This is a genomic window from Lederbergia ruris, from assembly GCF_018332955.1.
Taxonomy (GTDB): Bacteria; Bacillota; Bacilli; order Bacillales; family Bacillaceae_C; genus Lederbergia; species Lederbergia ruris.
This window is the reverse complement of record NZ_BORB01000002.1, coordinates 186,373-204,372: the sequence shown is the minus strand read 5'-3', so window position 1 is coordinate 204,372 and position 18,000 is coordinate 186,373. Positions and strand designations below refer to the sequence as shown.

General features: G+C 39.9%; 14 protein-coding genes. 2 read left to right on the top strand and 12 right to left on the bottom strand.

The window, feature by feature from the left end; all coding sequences use genetic code 11:
* Nucleotide 1: 1 nt before the first annotated feature.
* Together KI363_RS02305 and fakB are read right to left on the bottom strand one after the other, a co-directional pair.
* Nucleotides 2-1,771, bottom strand: coding sequence for a cache domain-containing sensor histidine kinase (locus KI363_RS02305; protein WP_212965308.1), 1,770 nt, complete (start codon nt 1,769-1,771; stop codon nt 2-4).
* Between the two features lie 135 nt (nt 1,772-1,906).
* A complete protein-coding gene (gene fakB, locus KI363_RS02300) occupies nt 1,907-2,749 on the bottom strand; it encodes a DegV family protein (protein WP_158320811.1) in 843 nt (280 codons plus the stop codon).
* 162 nt (nt 2,750-2,911) lie between these two features.
* Here fakB and KI363_RS02295 point away from each other — a divergent pair, with 162 nt between their 5' ends.
* Nucleotides 2,912-3,649, top strand: coding sequence for a hypothetical protein (locus KI363_RS02295; RefSeq protein WP_212965306.1), 738 nt, complete (start codon nt 2,912-2,914; stop codon nt 3,647-3,649).
* 54 nt (nt 3,650-3,703) lie between these two features.
* On the opposite strand, the gene KI363_RS02290 is transcribed toward KI363_RS02295, so the two are convergent.
* The 9 genes from KI363_RS02290 to KI363_RS02250 all read right to left on the bottom strand — a co-directional run bounded on the left by KI363_RS02290 (nt 3,704) and on the right by KI363_RS02250 (nt 15,576).
* Complete coding sequence (locus KI363_RS02290) at nt 3,704-4,384, bottom strand: response regulator (RefSeq protein WP_158320809.1); 681 nt, start codon at nt 4,382-4,384, stop codon at nt 3,704-3,706.
* Nucleotides 4,385-4,427: 43 nt separating this feature from the next.
* Nucleotides 4,428-5,570 carry a sensor histidine kinase gene (locus KI363_RS02285; protein ID WP_212965304.1) on the bottom strand — a complete coding sequence of 381 codons (1,143 nt, stop codon included), beginning with the start codon at nt 5,568-5,570 and terminating at the stop codon, nt 4,428-4,430.
* Between the two features lie 496 nt (nt 5,571-6,066).
* Nucleotides 6,067-6,900 carry a carbohydrate ABC transporter permease gene (locus KI363_RS02280; RefSeq protein WP_212965302.1) on the bottom strand — a complete coding sequence of 278 codons (834 nt, stop codon included), beginning with the start codon at nt 6,898-6,900 and terminating at the stop codon, nt 6,067-6,069.
* Nucleotides 6,901-6,921: 21 nt separating this feature from the next.
* The gene (locus tag KI363_RS02275; protein ID WP_212965300.1) at nt 6,922-7,848 is read right to left on the bottom strand and encodes a carbohydrate ABC transporter permease; all 927 of its coding nucleotides are present in this window, start codon (nt 7,846-7,848) and stop codon (nt 6,922-6,924) included.
* Nucleotides 7,849-7,935: 87 nt separating this feature from the next.
* The gene (locus KI363_RS02270; protein WP_212965296.1) at nt 7,936-9,201 is read right to left on the bottom strand and encodes an ABC transporter substrate-binding protein; all 1,266 of its coding nucleotides are present in this window, start codon (nt 9,199-9,201) and stop codon (nt 7,936-7,938) included.
* 480 nt (nt 9,202-9,681) lie between these two features.
* The gene (locus KI363_RS02265) at nt 9,682-11,190 is read right to left on the bottom strand and encodes an alpha-glucosidase/alpha-galactosidase (RefSeq protein WP_212965294.1); all 1,509 of its coding nucleotides are present in this window, start codon (nt 11,188-11,190) and stop codon (nt 9,682-9,684) included.
* Between the two features lie 289 nt (nt 11,191-11,479).
* Nucleotides 11,480-12,238 (bottom strand): ABC transporter ATP-binding protein, encoded by a 759-nt coding sequence (locus tag KI363_RS02260; RefSeq protein ID WP_212965292.1) that lies wholly within the window; start codon nt 12,236-12,238, stop codon nt 11,480-11,482.
* A 104-nt stretch (nt 12,239-12,342) separates the two neighbouring features.
* Nucleotides 12,343-14,544, bottom strand: coding sequence for an ABC transporter permease (locus KI363_RS02255; RefSeq protein WP_212965290.1), 2,202 nt, complete (start codon nt 14,542-14,544; stop codon nt 12,343-12,345).
* Between the two features lie 159 nt (nt 14,545-14,703).
* On the bottom strand, nt 14,704-15,576 hold the full coding sequence (locus tag KI363_RS02250) for an AraC family transcriptional regulator (protein ID WP_212965288.1): 873 nt from the start codon (nt 15,574-15,576) through the stop codon (nt 14,704-14,706).
* Nucleotides 15,577-15,714: 138 nt separating this feature from the next.
* On the opposite strand from KI363_RS02250, the gene KI363_RS02245 reads away from it, so the two are divergent.
* Entirely contained in the window at nt 15,715-16,362 is a 648-nt protein-coding gene (locus KI363_RS02245) for a YigZ family protein (protein WP_212965285.1), read from the top strand.
* A gap of 563 nt (nt 16,363-16,925) precedes the next feature.
* On the opposite strand, the gene KI363_RS02240 is transcribed toward KI363_RS02245, so the two are convergent.
* Nucleotides 16,926-17,798 carry an ROK family protein gene (locus tag KI363_RS02240; RefSeq protein WP_212965283.1) on the bottom strand — a complete coding sequence of 291 codons (873 nt, stop codon included), beginning with the start codon at nt 17,796-17,798 and terminating at the stop codon, nt 16,926-16,928.
* Nucleotides 17,799-18,000 lie beyond the last annotated feature (202 nt).

Here is an 18,000-nt window from a genome sequence, read left to right as displayed (position 1 = left end):
CTCACCCTTTATCATATGGCAATAGAATATGTACGGATGTCCCCACATTTGGCTCAGCTTCTATTCGTATTCCATATTCTTCACCAAATAATCGCTTAATCCGCTCATCGATATTTTTTAAGCCGATCCCTTGTCCCCTTGTTTGAACTTTGTAGTTTCTTACTTGGTCTAGGAGTGCTTCATCCATTCCCGGTCCATTATCTGTAACGATTAATTCTATCGTCTTCTCTTCTTTCTTAGAGCCGATCGTAATCAAACAAGGTTCAATCATAGGTTCCAAAGCATAGTGGATGGCATTTTCAATTAAAGGCTGTAAAGTTAGTTTCGGAATTTTATATGGGAATAAGCTTGAATCCACATCTATATGGAAATTTAGTCTTTCTTCAAAACGGTATTTTTGAATAATGACATAATTTTTAACGATGTTTAGCTCCTCTTCAATCGTAACAAGTGGCTCCTTCCAGCTCATGGAATTACGCAATAAGTAACCAAGCGATTCCACCATATTTGAAATTTGCATTTGCCGATTGCTCTTCGCTAACCAGTTAATCGATTCCAATGTATTGTAGAGAAAGTGCGGATTAATTTGTGCCTGCAATGCTTTAAATTCCGTTTCTTTGATCATAATTTGTTTGGAATAATTGGCATGAATTAAATCATCAATTTGTTGCGTCATGTCTAAGAAATTTTTATGTAATTCCCCCACTTCATCTTTGTGAAGCTTCGGCATATATAAAATTTCACTTTTTGCTTTGTTAAAATTCCCCTTTTGAATATATTTCATTCCAGCCGCTAAATTTTCTAATGGATTTGTAATACTTTTAGCGAATTTAATGGCAATGAATAGCACAGAAACAAACATAAGAATAAATAAAATTGGAACACTTGTTTTAATAAAGAGGATATGGCGAAAAATCTGGTCAAAAGGGATGACATTGAAATACGTCCAATTAGAAAAGTTTGATTGCATTTGCACAATAAAATATTTACGCTGATTGATGGTTTGGATACGATATCCTGCGTCATTTTGTTCCATCCATATCTTTTTCCCCATCTCTTCTGATTCAAGTGGATAAATAGGCTCGCCTGCGTGATTCATAATCAGAAAATACCCTTCCATCTTTTGGGAGATTTCCATAAAATGTCGGATTAATTTATCTGTGTCCACACGAATGATCACAGCGCCAAGATGATCAAAACTTAAATCTTGAAATTTTCTAACTTCCTGTGTGGAAACAAGGGTAATATCACTCTCAAGCTGATCTAACCAGATATGACTCCCGGACGCCGTCTTTGACTGGGATGTAATAGCTTCCATGACATCAGTTGGGAGTTTCCTTGGTCTTTTCCCGGCAATATGCGGCTCCCCATGGGCATCCACGATATGGACAGCCTCAATATAACTTTCCGAATTAATTAGATTTAACACTTTATCCGTGATTTTTGAACGAATTAAATGTTTTTCATATTCAGTCTGTTCAGCTCTTAAGTTGATTAGGTGTTGTTGAATCAGTGGATCCGTTGCAATCGTATAGGAAACATTCTCAATGTTTTTCAACTCATTCTCGATATTATCCGCTGACATATTCAAGACTTGGGCAGATTTTACATATAATTGTTCATCGTAGCTATGAAAAGCAAGTTGCAAACCTGCCACTGTTACCATTAATGAAATAATCATAATACAGGAGATTAAAATAATCAGCTTTCTTTTAATGGGCTGATTAAAATAGATTTTTTTCATAAAGCGCTCTCTCTTTGTCATATTCATGAGCTCTCCCCTAAATTCCGCCATAGAGTGCTTTGCTTTGGAGGATTGCACCCCATACAAAGAACCTCCAGAGAAAACAAGTCAGTCGCACAACCAATCAAGTATTTCTAGAGGTCGTATATTTCTACGAAAAAACTATTTGATTGTCCAACCAAGCCCCATGGACCCTTCACCTAGATGAGTGCCAATTACAGGACCAAAATAGCTAATGCTAAATTCAACTTGTGGATATTGTTTAGCTAATTCTTCTTTCCATTCCACAGCTTCATCTAGACGATTCGCATGAATAATCGTTGCTTGCAGGTTTTTTCCTTTTTTGACATCTTCATCTAATAGATCGACAATTCTATTTAATGCCTTTTTACGTGTACGAATTTTTTCAAACGGGACGATCACTTTATCCTGAAAGTGTAGAAGGGGCTTAATATTTAGTAAGCTTCCTATTATCGCTTGAGCACTGGACAATCTTCCACCACGTTGAAGATGAGTGAGATCATCCACCATGAAATAGGCACGCATATGTTTCTTCATTTCATCTAACACCGCAAGAATTTCAGCGGGCTCTTTTCCTTCTTTCGCCATCGTTGCGGCTTTGATCACATAGAATCCTTGGGCCATACAACTGAGTTCAGAATCATAAGCATAAACTTTGGCGTCTTTTATCATATCCCCGGCGGCAACAGCCCCTTGATACGTTCCGCTTATCCCACTGGAAAGATGAACACTGATAATCGCATCAAAATCTTTCGCCAGTTCAGCAAATAAAGTTTCAAATTCCCCAATCGGTGGTTGAGTTGTTGTTGGAAGCTTGTCCCCATTTCTCACTTCGTTATAGAAGTCTTTCGTCGTTATATCGATCTCTTCTCGGTACGATTCCCCCTTAATCACAACACTAAGTGGGATCATATAAATATCAAGTGCTTCACGGACATGCTTCGGTATATATGAAGTACTATCTGTGACAACAGCTGTCTTCATTTCTATCAACCTCATTTTTATAATTACTTTGTTTTCATCATTCTATCGAATAAACCTTCCTTTGAAAAGACTAATTGAAAGGATAACAAAATGATTCCCATTTCGGGCGTGGAGAAACTCATTATTGGGTGGGGAAACCCATTCATAGGGAGTGGAAACCCATTGCGGAGGGAAGAAAACCTATTCTTGGATGGAGAAACCCATTCTTGGACGGGGAAACCCATTCTGCACGGAAGAAGCCCATTCTTTGGTGGAGGAACCCATTCTGCACGGAAGAAGCCCATTCTTGGACGAAGAAACCCATTCCGCACGGAAGAAGCCCATTCTGGGGCAGAGAAACCCATTCCGCACGGAAGAAGCCCATTCTGGGGCGAAGAAACCCATTCCGCACGGAAGAAGCCCATTCTTTGGAGGAGGAACCCATTCTGCACGGAAGAAGCCCATTCTGGGGCAGAGAAACCCATTCCGCACGGAAGAAGCCCATTCTGGGGCGGAGAAACCCATTCTGCACGGAAGAAGCCCATTCCTGGGCGGAGAAACCCATTCCGCAGGGAAGAAGCCCATTCTGGGGCGGAAAAACCCATTCTGCACGAAAGAAGCCCATTCTTGGGCGGAAAAACCCATTCTGCACGAAAGAAGCCCATTCTGGGGCGGAAAAACCCATTCTGCACGAAAGAAGCCCATTCTGGGGCGGAAAAACCCATTCTGCACGGAAGAAGCCCATTCTTGGACGAAGAAACCCATTCCGCACGGAAGAAGCCCATTCCTGGGCAGAGAAACCCATTCCGCACGGAAGAAACCCATTCTTGGGCAGAGAAGCCCATTCTGCACGGAAGAAGCCCATTCTTGGGCGGGGAAACCCATTTCGCACGGAAGAAGCCCCTTTTAATGACAAGGTAAATCAAGCCCCAAAAAAAGAACCTGTTAAATTTATTAACAGATTCCTTTTTCGATTTAACGTACTTCTACCCAGCCGTTTTTAATCGCGGTGACGACGGCTTGGGTGCGGTCGTTTACATTCATTTTTTGTAGAATATTACTTACATGGTTTTTAACCGTTTTTTCACTTATATAAAGAGCTTCCCCTATAGCCCGGTTACTTTTTCCATCTGCAAGTAATTGTAATACTTCACATTCTCTGCTTGTGAGCAAATGAAGTGGGATTTGCACTTCTGGTTGTTGATAGCCATGGCCATCATTTTGTTGATTCGCGAGTCGTCGATATTCATTGACAAGCTTATGGGTAATTTTCGGATGGATATATGAACCTCCATCTGCTACTACTTTTACAGCTTCGATCAATTCGTCCGAATCCATTTCTTTCAGCATATAACCAGATGCTCCTGTTTTTAATGCGTGTGTGACATATGCCTCATCATCATGGATCGACAAAATCATAGCTTTTGTATTAGGATAGGCTTCAAGCAATTGACGTGTAGCTTCAATACCATTTGTATCCTTCATATTAATGTCTAGTAACACGACATCTGGATGGTATTCATCTACTAAGCCAATCACATCAGACCCATCGTCCCCTTCCGCTACAACTGAAAAGGATTTTTCAAATTCTAAGATTCGTTTCACTCCTTCGCGAAACAATTGGTGATCATCAATAATAACAATCTTTGTCGTCATTTTTTCTCCCCCTACATATCTATCGGCAAATTTTCTCAACTTTTTATTCCAATACGGGAACCTTTATATGGATCATCGTCCCTTCATTAGGAGTGGATTCAATTTTTAGTTCCCCATCTAGAATAGCAATTCGCTCCTTCATCCCGATTAGACCGAATGATCCATTTTTATTTACAGCCGGATCAAAGCCTTTTCCATTATCCCTTATAATGACTGATACTTGCTCCTTGCAAACTTCTAATTTGACTTTAATTTCTTTTGCATCTGCATGTTTAAGTGCATTATTAAGGGATTCCTGAATCAATCGAAACAAAGCTACCTCATATTTGGAAGGCAGACGTTTATCTTCTCCCAAATTGACAAATTGAATATGAACAGATGGGTGATACTCACCCATAGTCGAAATATATTTTTTAAGCGTTGGAATTAATCCTAAATCATCCAAAGCCATCGGGCGTAAATCATAAATAATTCGGCGTACTTCATAAAGGGCATCACGAATCATTTTTTTCAAACTGCGAATTTCCTTGAACGCTTCATCAGGGCCTTGTTCAATATGTACTTTTTCTGCCAAATCGGAACGAATTAATACATTCGCTAAAAGCTGGGCAGGTCCGTCATGGATTTCTCGCGATATTCGCTTTCGTTCTTCCTCTTGTGCCTCAATGATTCGCAATCCAAAGTCTTGTTTCATTTTTGCGTCTTCTAAAGCGATCCCGATATCTTTAATATCACTTATAAGATAATTAGAAATAACCGTAATTTGAGACACAAGTAATTCTGAACGATCAATGGTCTCTTGTAAGACTAGTAATCTTCTTTCCAAATCATCCCGTCTCTGTCTAAGCTGCTTTTCTAATTGTTCATTGACAATATATTGTGTATGCAAATTATGAGCAAATTCATATACCTTTCGAACCTGTTCTTCGGAATAAGTCTTGAAGTTTCGGCTAACCTCAGAAAGGCGTTTCCTTGCGAACCTTGATTTTTCTTCAAGTTCATCACTTTCAACAATGACTTGTCCGACTTTTTCCTTGATTTCTCTCAATTCTGTGATGAGGGTATCATGCTCCTTCCGGCATTGTTCGCCAATCCGGAATATCTCACTTTTGCTTTTGTCAACGGTATCTATCATTTGTTTTACAATAAAATCGAGTGCTTTTACATCTAGCTTTCTTAGTGGCATCTTCCCGTTGAAGGATACCCCCCTTTCTAAATTAAATTTATTTTACATGATTACGTAAATTTCAACTATTTTTATGTCGTATTTTGAATAAAATCCATCTTAAAGGCTAAAGAACGGACACCTCCTTTACCCAAAAAGGCCTATGTCAAAGTCCTATAGACCTGTAGGTAAAAACATGGATTCTATCTATTTTCACTTTAAAATGGCTCCCTATCTAATTCATTATTATATCACGTAAATTTGATATGAATATTAAGTTTAGCTTACAATTATTTCAAAAATAGATGGCTGTATTGCTTCTGTCCTAGTTTTTTTCTTCGAACAGAGAGTCGTAATTCTAAAGTCAAGATCCTGTTCAAATGCAATTGGTTACTACCTAGCATAACATGAAACTCGGTAAAAAAGACCGAGTCATCATCATTGGCCATAATTGGAAACACCGATTCCAATAAAAAAAGAGGCCTAGGGCCATAGTGACCTTTTGCCTCTATTTAGGCTAATCTTTCACCGCTCCCGCAGCGATTCCAGAGATAAATTGTCGACTGACAAATAAAAACATCATGATTAAGGGAAGTGTTGCTAAAAGTGTGCCAGCCATCACCATGCCATAATCGGTATCATAAATGCCATTTAATTGGGATAAGGTCACTTGTAACGTGTATTTAACCGGATCATTCAGGACAATAAGTGGCCAGAGATAATCATTCCATACACCAATAAAAGAGAAGATTCCTAGAAAAGCTAGGGCCGGGCGCAAAATCGGTAAGGCAATATTCCAATAGAGTCGGAAATAATTACACCCATCTAATCTACCTGCATCTAGCAGACTATCATGAATCGATTCCTGTGAAAATTGCCTAATCCAAAAGATTCCAAAAGCATTGGCAATTCCAGGCACAATTAGAGCTTTATAAGTACCGACCCAGCCTATTTTGGAAATAAGAATATAGGACGGGATAAAAGATAATTGCGACGGAATCATGAGAGTAACAAGTAAAAGCCCAAATAACCAGTTTTTCCCGGGAAATTGAAATTTTGCAAAGGTAAATCCTGCCAGTGAACAGAAGAACAAGACGCAGAGGGCAGAAACAACGGTGACAAATAATGTATTCAAAAAGGATTGAAAAAAATCAACATTATCAAGGACATTTCCGATGTTAGTGAATAGTTCTGATCCAAACACGAGCCTTGAAGGAAAACGTAAAATATCACTCGTTTGATTCGTTGCCATCACGGTCAGCCAATAAAACGGAAAGATCGAGATGAAAACTCCTACCATCAGTAAAAAATGTAGACCCATTGTCTTCAGCAAATTTTGAGTTTTATTCATTTTGGCACCCCTTTCTCATTGCTACCTGGCTCCTGTTTTTTGGACAACTTTCCAATTAAACAACGAGAATAAAGCGATAATGATAAACAAAGCCCAGGACACAACAGAAGCATAGCCGAATTGATTATCGATAAACCCTTGTTTATACATATATAAAGTGATCGTTAGGCCCGCTCCACCAACACCTCCAGAATTTCCTAGCAAGACTTGTGGCTCTGTAAATAATTGCATAGAACCAATTGTCGTCATTAAGACCGTAAATAAAATAATCGGTCTTAATAATGGAATGGTGATATAGAAAAATTGCTGAAAAATACTAGCGCCATCGATTTTAGCTGCTTCATATAGATCATTAGGAATCGCCTGTAAACCAGCTAAATAAATAATCGCATTATATCCTGTCCATCTCCAAACAACCATAGAAGCAATCACAAGCTTAATTAAGAAACTGGAGTTCAGCCATTCAACAGGTTCAAGACCGATTGTCGTGATCAAATAATTTAGTAGACCATAATGATTCCCAAATATGGATTTAAAAATGATCGTGACGGCCACAATGGAAGTTACATTGGTGACAAAATAGGCGGCACGATAGAAACCTTTCATTTTCACAAAAGAAGCGTTTAATAAAAAAGCGATCACTAATGCTCCAATCAACATAGGGATTGTCGAGATAAACCAAATAATGAATGTATTCCCAACTGCTTGCCAAAAAAGATCATCTGTCATAAGGTATTTAAATTGTTTTAATCCGACAAATTCCATTTCACCAATTCCATCCCATTTTTGAAAAGACAAATACAATGAAAATAAGATGGGAAAAAGGCCGAAGATAAGAAACACAATATAAAAAGGGGAAATAAATAGATAAAGAACTTTTTTCTCATAAATTTCTTTCCATACACTCTTTTTAGGCGCCTGGTCGATACTCCTTTCAAGGCCTTCCATACAAACTCCTCCCTCGTATATTGGCATCGGGACTGGCTGCGAGAATGGACGAGGCCAGAAATTGACTCGCCCTTTTACCCATTCATGTTAGCGCGAAAGTTCCTTTTCTACCTGCTCGAGAACCTCCTTCCATGCCTGGTCAGGATCCTTGCCTTGTTTCGCAACATCGGTTAAGGCATCATCAAAAATAGTATTAACCCGAGAGAAATCCACTCCAAAATATCTTGGTTTTACATTTTTAGCTGATTCCGAAAATACTTGCGTTGTATCCTGATTTCCAAAGAACTCTTCCGTTGAACTCATTTTTTCATCTTCAAAAACACTTGGAGTAGAAGGGAAGAGGTCCATTGTCACATAGGATTGTAATTGATTTTCAGGTTTCATCATCCATTCAATCACCTTATAGGCCTCTTCTGGATGTTTAGAGCTTTTAAGTATGCCAATAAAGGAGCCGCCATTATTTCCATCTCCACCAGGCGCTCGCGCAACTCTCCACTTCCCAGCGGTATCTGGTGCTGCGTCTTTTAAGATGTTTTTCACCCAAACCGCGCCAATGAAGGAAGCTACTTGCCCATTATTCATACTTGCGTTCCATTCCGGACCATCCGCCTCCGTATTCGCACTCAAACCTTTTTCATGAATTGTAATGGCACGATCCCATGCTTCCTTAATCGTTCCTGAGTCCCCGATAAATTGATCATTTTCATCAAAATAACTTTTGTCACTTTGACTAATGGATTGTCCAAATACTCGATTAATCGTATCGAACATTTTTACCCCTGTCGCAGCTTCTAATTTCTCCCCTGCGGCAATATAATCTTCCCATGTAGCGATTTCAGCGGAAACCTCTTCGGGATCGGTCGGTAAACCCGCTTCGGCAAATAGATCTTCCCTGTAAAATAAGGCCGTTGGTCCCGTATCCATAGGTAAGGCAATTAAATTTTTACCATCCGTTGTTAAAGCATAATCCCATTTCCATTCCAAATAGTCATCCTTAATCTCATCTGCCCCATAGTCTAATAGATTGACAAATTTATCGTGGTTCGGTAGAAATTCTGTAACCCAATCATTGATGGCCACAATATCTGGTGCGCCTGTACTTGTCGTTAAAGAGGTTTGTAATTTCGTCTTGTATTCCCCCCCATCAATTTTTTGGGCGTTGATTTTGATATCTGGAAATTCCTCACTTACTTTTTTAATTAGCTCATCATCAATCGAACGATTCCAATACCATAAGTTTAATGTGACTTTCCCATCCTTCTCTCCTTTGCCATCATCACCACTACTACAGCCAACAAGTGTAAAAACAATTATTCCTATCAATAAGATCAATAAAAATGGTCCTCTTTTCATCCTATTCACCTCTTTGAATTTTTAATTCTTCCAGCGGCTGAATCTAGGAGTCGTCCCACAAAAATAACTGAGTAATTCCGACCTTTTTAAATAAAGAAATTTCTTTTTACTATTGTATGGGCCTTCACTTAATATATGTTCACTACTTGTTTCGATATAAAGTAAGATTGCTAGAAAATAGAAAGCCAGCCCGATTAGGATGGACTGGCTTCTTAGAGAATATTTTCTTTTAGAGGATGTTCAAAAAGTCCGGTAAAAATGACACTGCGAATTTCTTCGTTGGCTTGCTTCTGTACTCCTTGGAAAAGAAAACCACTTTTCCGGCGTGCGATGCGGATTCGGGGAAGCTTTCCTTGTGCTCATGTATCAGCCTCGAACTTTCGACGCACAGGATGTGCTAGTGTCGGCGTTGCTGACAGGACGTCAGCGTAGTCGCCGACGGGTCCTTTTTATCCTCCTTTTTGAACACGCATTTTAAAATTATTTCGTCGCGGCTGGGCGCTCTTTCGCTTTATCCGCTTCTCCGGCATTTTTATTGGCGGCTTCGCGATCCTGCGCCATTTCCTCTACGGATTTTACTTTTAGCCGGGCTGCCCCTTGGTAATCAGGATTGGTTGGCAACAATTCCTCTGTTGCTAGCCGTTTCTTGGCTTCTGCAATCGCATCTTGATATTGGGGTAACCATTTTTCTTGAGCAACAAGCATTTCATCCACCATTTGCCAAATTTCCTTTGGATTACAAACCGCTCCCGTCAGCGGGTCCATCATCATCGCTTGCCGAAGCAAGAAATCATCTCCATGAACCGCTGCTTCTACGGCCAATCTTTGCACTGAGATACTTACATTACAAACGGCTGCACATCCCAATGGCAGATCGCCCACTTGTGGCATATTGATCCCATTTCGATCGACATATCCCGGTGCTTCAATGATCGCATCATCTGGTAAATTGGCAATCACCCCGTGATTCACAACATTGAAATGACCTCGATATACTCGCCCTGTCTCAAGTCCTTCAATAATATAAGAGCCATGCTCTTCACTGCGATTTTCCTGCGTATATTCAAACGGCTTTTCTTTTAACCAATTCGGGAAGTCTGTTTCAAACCAATTTCTTCCTTCTGTACAGACACGTAAGTAACCACCAGTTTCCCCATTAATCCAGGAACCCAAATCAATCCAATCTTGAATCTCATCTGGGCGTTTGCGGTACCATGGGACATACTCACTTAAATGTCCATTTGATTCCGTACTGTAATAACCAAACCTCCGTAACATATCAATGCGGACTTTTTCCGTTTTGCTAAACTCAGGATGTTGTTCAAAAGCTTCCAATAATTTTCCTGTTAAATCTTCACCTTTATGTTTGATGCTAATATACCAAGTTTGGTGGTTAATCCCTGCACAAATAATATCTACTTCTTTTTTCGGTAACCCAAAAGCTTCGGCAATCTGCCAATGCCCGCCTTGGACACCATGACAGAGTCCAATCGTGCGAACCCCACCATATTGATTACAAGCCCAAGTCATCATCGCCATCGGATTGGCGTAGTTAAGCAATAAACAGTCCGGGGCAGCGGTTTCACGAATATCCTTACAAATAGCGAGCATCTCAGCAATGCCACGCTGCCCATACATAATCCCACCTGCACATAATGTATCCCCAACACATTGATCGATTCCGTATTTTAATGGAATATCAATATCCGTCTGAAAGGCTTCAAGTCCACCAATTCTTACAACAGAGAAAATATATTTCGCATCCTTAAATGCCTCGCGTCGATCAGTCGTTGGCTTGATTTTAATGTTCAAACCATTTTCATCGATATCCCGCTGACAAAGCTGTGTCACCATCTCAAGATTCCGCTCATTGATATCCGTAAAAGCTACTTCAATATCATGAAATTCCGGAACTGTTAGTAAATCGCGTAATAGTCCTCTTGTAAAGCCAATACTACCTGCTCCGATAAAAGCTACTTTAAATGACATTAAACCACTCCCTTAAAATATGTGCTATTGGAAGTTTAACAAGCTTTATGTTTGAAAGATTGTATCTTCGTCACTTTTTCAAATTGTCAATGTTTAAAATTCTAACTTTTAATGAAAGAGTCTATTCCTCAAATTAGGTCCATTTAATAAAAACGTTCCGCAAACTATTGAATATATCATCACGCGACACAAAAATAAGCCAGATTCTCCTTATCTATCGGAAGAATATTTAACCGTAAATTTCACAATATACCGAGCGATTACGAATGATCATCAACCTATGCTGCTATCATTTTACCGCAAGCTGATCGAGTACACTTTTGAGTCGTTGTTGTTCGTCCTCGAACTGTGCATGCTGACGCCACTCCTGCTCAATGCTTCCATCTTTTATATAAATAATACGATCCGCACGCGCTGCTACAGTCGGTTCATGCGTAACGAACAAAATTGTTTGCCCATAATCTTCCTGCATCTGCTCGAAAAGCTGTAATACTTCATCTGTCGTATTCGAATCCAGGTTACCTGTGGGTTCATCCGCAATGAGTAGTGCGGGCCGATGGATCAAAGCTCGGGCTATCGCAATTCTTTGCTGTTGTCCACCCGAAAGTTGGCTGGGAAAATGCTTCCGTCGCTCATATAGGCCTACAAACTCTAGTAATTGTTTGGTTCGTTGCACAATTTCTTTCTTCTTCACTCCAGCTAGTACAAGTGGCAGGGCAACATTATCCTCTGCCGTAATCCCATGTAACAAATTAAAGGATTGAAAAATAAATCCCATTTTTTCTCTCCGAAATCGGGTAGAGTGTGGTTCGTTGAAAAGTAAATGGTTGACATTTTTACCTTCAAAATAGATCGTCCCATCGGAAGAGCGCTCCATTCCTCCCAATATATGCATCAGTGTCGATTTACCAGATCCGCTTGGACCCATAATGGCGACAAATTCTCCTTGTTGAACTTGAAAATCGACGGAACGCAACGCCACAACATGATTCTTCCCAAGCTCAAACGTTTTGGAGAGATTGCTAATTTTTAAGAATGATTCTGTCAATATAAAAACCCCCCTGCATAATACGCTTCCTGATATAACAAATGGCTGATCAAAACTGATACCTAAATTGTCGACAAGCTACACTCAAATGTAAGATGATCATATTATCCAGAAGCTTTAAATACATCCATAACTTTCATTCGTGCTATTTTCCCCGCCATCGGAATAGTTGATAACATCGACAATACAAACAATATGAAGTAAAGCACACCTATTTTTCCAAAGGGTATAGTCTCAAATATAAAGCTAAACCCACTTGAACTGATGCGAATAGATAAAAGGAGTATAGCTGCCGTTATTGTACCGATTAATAAAGATAAAACAGACAGCAAAATCCCTTGCCAGGCGACTAACTTCATCATCTGAAAGGGTGTTAAATAAATGGAACGCAAGACGGCATATTCGCGTCTCCTTGAATGAATCCCTGCATTAAGTGCATTCAGTACACCACCAATACCAACTACAGTTACAATGATCGTAATTCCTTGTATCATGGACAGGGCCTGTTCGTATTGCGTGTCAAATGCACTCATCGCCTCCGCCCTATATTCCCATCTCATCTCCGGATATTCTCGTTGTAAAAGGTTCAGTTTTTGCATCATTTGTTCGGCATAACCATCCTGAATATCGACCAAAATATCTGTTAAGCCACCAGGCTGAATGTCAGGATGGTTTTTATCAATTAAGAAGAAGCCCGATTGGAAATGAAACTGGTCGATTTTGTCGGTAATATCAACAACGGTGACTGAAGTGGACTGATCGTCTACAACTAATTGTAATGAATCTCCTATTTCAACGCCCAGTTCATTTGCTCCAACTGGTTGCAAAACGACTGCATCCTCTAATAGGCCATCTGGCAATGAAACCAAATCCCATTCAGCAAACGCTGCCAAATCTGTCACACCATAATTAATAAAACTTGTTAAATGAGCTCGAGGATCGTGATCATCGAACTTAGCGGGAATAGAGTTCGGTAATGGCAGAACTCGCTCCACCCATTCAATTTCTTCCATTTCATGCTTTAAATACCATGGCATCTCAGGGTGAAGTGAAAATTCTTGATGTGCACTTATAATAAAATCTGCTTTAAATTGATCTTCAAGATATTCAGGAGTTTCGCGACCCATACCTTGAAATAATGTGGCTACAGGAATGTATACTGTAAGAACCAGTGCCATTAATATCACCGAAAATAGTTGCGATCTTTCTACCATCAACCTTTGTGTTGATAATCGTAGTAAACGAGTTACCATCCATCCGGGTAACAAAGTGATCAAACGCAATAAGGAAACCCCTAGCCAAACAGTCCTGCTTAACAAGGCGATGATGAATAATAGTCCACCAAACATACATAACATCACTCTAATATTCCCATAGATAACATTAGTTTCGTCCTGAAAGAACAAGCTGGCCAACCAGCATAATAATCCGGTAACAGCAAAAATGATCCACCATACACTCTTACCATTGCGTGCAGCCACACTATCCAATGATTCACGAAAACTCTGCACAGGTTCAGTATGACGAACCTTCCACACAATCCCAAGGGATGCCAATAATACAGCAAACCAGGATAAAATAGAAATGATCACCATACCTAAGCTCCCACCTGTTTCGTCTTCAACGATGAGTTGCAAATCGAATAAAACGGAAATCCATGCAATTCCACGGTCACTACATGACCAAGCTAAAACAAGTCCTAATAATGATCCAATCGCCCCAATAAAAGCCCACTCATAGATAACCATTTTCATCAGTTGTTCAGGACTCCCACCTACTGCGCGAATAACCGCCAGCTCCTTTAAACGTTCTCGGTATGTTGTTTGCATCATACCGTAAACCAATATCATACTGGCGATAAAAGCAATGATACTCAAGATGTACCCAAACACACGTAAAAAAAGGTAATGATCCGCTTTTTCTTCCAGTCCTTGCAATGCATCAACACGAACTTCGCCTGGCAACTGACTTTTCAAATCACTACCGATTATAGCCACATTAGCTCCAGGTTCAAGCTCAACTAGCACAGGATTGATTGTTTCAGTTAGCCCCAATACTTCTTGCAACGATGATAAATGAAAGAATATCCAATCTTCATCAGATCTCCCTTTAATATTCGTTGGCTGCACGACTTCAGCCACTCTCCAAGTAATACTGCTCCCATTGAGCAAGTCAATTGTGATGGAATCTGATCCCGACACATCCCAGCGATCAGCTAAGCTTTCCGATAATGCCACTTCATAGTCCGACAAATCTTGCTCAAATTTGTAATATTCCTTTGTAACCTTGGCATAGATAATTGCCACAGTTTACTAACCACTGTATTCTATCTTCCTTTCTACAAAGGAATTCTGATACCAATGAGCCTGCGAAGTAAACATGTTATAATCTCCTCCTTTTACATCCATTAATTGCTTATAAGTCCCTTTTTCAATTAACACTCCCAAGTTTCTGTGTTTAAAAGTCTAACCTTCATTCCATTTTACAATCGTCCGAACAGAGGAACGGCGATAATCAACAGGGGTTTGCCCCGTATACTTTTTAAACACCTGGCTAAAATATTGGCTGCTGTTAATTCCGACATATTGGGAGATTTCGATAATGGGAATCTCTGTATCGGAGAGTAGCATTTTCGCTTTTTCCATTCGGAAAGAGTTCACATATTCCATGAGAGAGCTTTGCATCAACCTTTTAAATATTCTATGTAAGTAACCAGGGTGAAGATTCACGGCATCGGCTATATCTTTCACTTGTATGTTTTGGTCATAATGTTGATGAATAAATTCCAAGGCTTGATTCATATAAATATTGGCTTGCTGATCCACTTCCTTACTTTTTGTGACCATTCTTGCAATCTGAATCAATAACTGAGATAAAAGTAGATGAACCATCATGTCTTGTTTTTTATCACTTTCCAGTACAATGTTTTTAAGAGTATGATAGATTTGATCGGAATCTTTTAGAACAAAATAGGCTTCATGCAAGCTTAAAAATTGAGCTAATGTCCTGTTTTCTTTTACAAGATCTTGGATGCTGGGGACCCGATCCATTTTCTCCATAAATGTAAACTCAATATTTAACATTCTACATGGGGCGCCTGATCCAACGATTAAACGATGTGGCACATGCGCATCTAGAAAAATGAAGTCACCTTTTTTTAATGAGACACTCTCTGTTTCAAGCCCCACTGTGCATGCTCCATCTATTACATACATGATTTCCACTTCTTTATGAGTATGAAAATCCATTTCATATTCGTCCCACTCTTTAAAATAATAAGCATTGATTGTTGGAACAAAATCTTTTTTACTCAATTTAGGATCAAATAGACTTGTCATCTCAAGCATAGCCCCCTGTCTTAGGATTTCATTCATATCTATGTTATATTGAATGTATATGGACAACTTCAAAACCATCCTATTACTTTGAATTCAAACTTTTCATATATTCACTTTATCATAAACTTGGAGGTTAGAATGAAAACAATTCCATCCTATTTTACAGTCAAGCAGCACGGCGAACATGAAATCGTCATTCAAAAATCAAGATTTATTGCCCACCTTGCCCGAGCAGAAACGGAAGAAGAGGCACAAAATTTTATTCAAGAAATCAAAAAGCAACATTGGAACGCAACCCATAATTGTTCCGCCTATCTGATAGGGGAACAAGACCAAATTCAAAAAGCCAATGATGACGGAGAACCAAGTGGGACAGCAGGCGTTCCTATGTTAGAAGTATTAAAAAAGCGGGAAGTAAAAGATACCGTCGTGGTCATAACGAGATATTTCGGTGGGATCAAACTCGGTGCAGGTGGTCTTATCCGTGCCTATGGGGGCGCCACTTCCGAAGGATTAAACGCTGTCGGCGTTGTGGAAAGAAAACGAACAACGATTATGCATATCAAGGCGGATTACACGTGGCTCGGAAAGCTTGAAAATGAATTACGAGGCTCCATCTATCCGCTAAAAGAAATTCACTACGCCGACGCCGTCATCTTGGACGTCTATGTGCAAGATGCAGACATCCCGGTATTTACCGACTGGATCACCGACATGACCAATGCCCAAGTCGACATTTCAGAAGGGGAAAAAATATATTTAGAAACAGATATCCCCCCACGTTAAAAAAGAACCTCATTACGAAATGGGGTTCTTTGCTATTTGCAGGACTTCCCCTTCTCGGGAATGGGGTTCTTTGCTTATTTATGGGGTTCTTGGCACAAGAATGGGTTTCTCTGCATAAGTATGGGTTTCTTCTCTCAAGTATGGGCCCCTTCTCCCAAGTATGGGGTTCCTCCCATAAATATGGGTTTCTTCCCCTGGTTATGGGGTTCTCAGCACAAATATGGGTTTCTCTTCTCAGGTATGGGGTTCTTGGCACAAGAATGGGTTTCTCAAGATATAAATGGGGTTTTTACTTCAAATATGGGTTCTTCTACCAAGATATGGGGTTCTTCTTAAATTATAGGGTTCTCCATTTCGGAATGGGTTTCTCCACCAAAATATGGGCTTCTTAGACCAAGTATGAGGTTCTTGGCACAAGTATGGGTTTCTCAATCCTAGTATGGGTTTCTCATCCCAAATATGGGTTTCTCCATTCAAGAGCGCCCCCCTCCAATTAATTTTGGAATTTCTATCAAAAAAGGATAGAACCTCAAGTCCTATCCTTTTTCTAAAAATGAAATGATTTATTTTTCTAGTGCACGCTTAGCGAGCATAAGCGCACCTGTAATGCCGGCATCGTCGCCAAGTCCAGGTGGGACAATATATTGATCGATATTTTCCAAGATTTGCGGAACTGCTACATATCCGTTTAGTAATTCTTGAACCTTTTTCTGAATAAGTGGGAATAGTTGCTTTTGCTTCATAACGCCGCCACCCATGATAATTTTTTTCGGTGAGACGGTCAGGATGAACTGCATCAAGGCTTGGGCTAAATAATAAGATTCCAGTTCCCAAACTTCCTGCTTGTCTTGAAGTTCCACACCCTTTTTGCCCCAGCGCTTTTCAATGGCTGGTCCTGCTGCCATCCCTTCTAAGCAATCACCATGATATGGACAGAAGCCTTCATAAGCATCATCTGCATGTCTTCTCACTAAAATATGTCCCATTTCTGGATGGGAAAGTCCTTGTAATAGCTCACCTTGGACAACCGCACCAGCGCCAATGCCTGTGCCGACCGTTATGTATAAGCAGCTATCCACATCTTGCGCAGCTCCTAACATCACTTCACCTAGGGCAGCCGCATTCACATCCGTGTTAAATTCCATTGGCACTTGTAAAGCGTCCTTTAGTGTTTGTAGAAAGGGATAATCCTTCCATCCTGGTTTCGGGGTTGAAGTGATATTCCCGTATGTCACACTATTTTTGTCAATATCGACTGGTCCAAAGGAACCAACACCCAACGCTTCAATTTTATGGTTTTTAAAAAATTCAATGACATGAGGAATGGTGTTTTCCGGAGTCAATGTATCGAGTTGAATCCGTTCAACCAGTGTACCATCCTCATTCCCCACTGCACAAACAAATTTTGTACCCCCTGCTTCAATAGCTCCAAGCATATCTAACACTCCGTCTCCAAAAGAATATTTACAAGATCATGCCTATTTTATCATAAAAATTGATTTAAGTATCGCAATCTATGAGTCACTTTGTCATCTGCACCCTAATTCAATTCGTTTACAGAATCCCGCATACGAGAGTATTTTTCGTCTATACGAGAGTAATCTCAGCCTATACAGGAGTATTTTCATTTATACGAGA

What these genes read in the sequence shown, in the direction of transcription:
- KI363_RS02305 (WP_212965308.1), bottom strand. Translation starts at nt 1,771, where the DNA reads ATGAATATGACAAAGAGAGAGCGCTTTATGAAAAAAATCTATTTTAAT.
- fakB (WP_158320811.1), bottom strand. Translation starts at nt 2,749, where the DNA reads ATGAAGACAGCTGTTGTCACAGATAGTACTTCATATATACCGAAGCAT.
- KI363_RS02290 (WP_158320809.1), bottom strand. Translation starts at nt 4,384, where the DNA reads ATGACGACAAAGATTGTTATTATTGATGATCACCAATTGTTTCGCGAA.
- KI363_RS02285 (WP_212965304.1), bottom strand. Translation starts at nt 5,570, where the DNA reads ATGCCACTAAGAAAGCTAGATGTAAAAGCACTCGATTTTATTGTAAAA.
- KI363_RS02280 (WP_212965302.1), bottom strand. Translation starts at nt 6,900, where the DNA reads ATGAATAAAACTCAAAATTTGCTGAAGACAATGGGTCTACATTTTTTA.
- KI363_RS02275 (WP_212965300.1), bottom strand. Translation starts at nt 7,848, where the DNA reads ATGGAAGGCCTTGAAAGGAGTATCGACCAGGCGCCTAAAAAGAGTGTA.
- KI363_RS02270 (WP_212965296.1), bottom strand. Translation starts at nt 9,201, where the DNA reads ATGAAAAGAGGACCATTTTTATTGATCTTATTGATAGGAATAATTGTT.
- KI363_RS02265 (WP_212965294.1), bottom strand. Translation starts at nt 11,190, where the DNA reads ATGTCATTTAAAGTAGCTTTTATCGGAGCAGGTAGTATTGGCTTTACA.
- KI363_RS02250 (WP_212965288.1), bottom strand. Translation starts at nt 15,576, where the DNA reads ATGACAAGTCTATTTGATCCTAAATTGAGTAAAAAAGATTTTGTTCCA.
- KI363_RS02245 (WP_212965285.1), top strand. Translation starts at nt 15,715, where the DNA reads ATGAAAACAATTCCATCCTATTTTACAGTCAAGCAGCACGGCGAACAT.
- KI363_RS02240 (WP_212965283.1), bottom strand. Translation starts at nt 17,798, where the DNA reads ATGCTTGGAGCTATTGAAGCAGGGGGTACAAAATTTGTTTGTGCAGTG.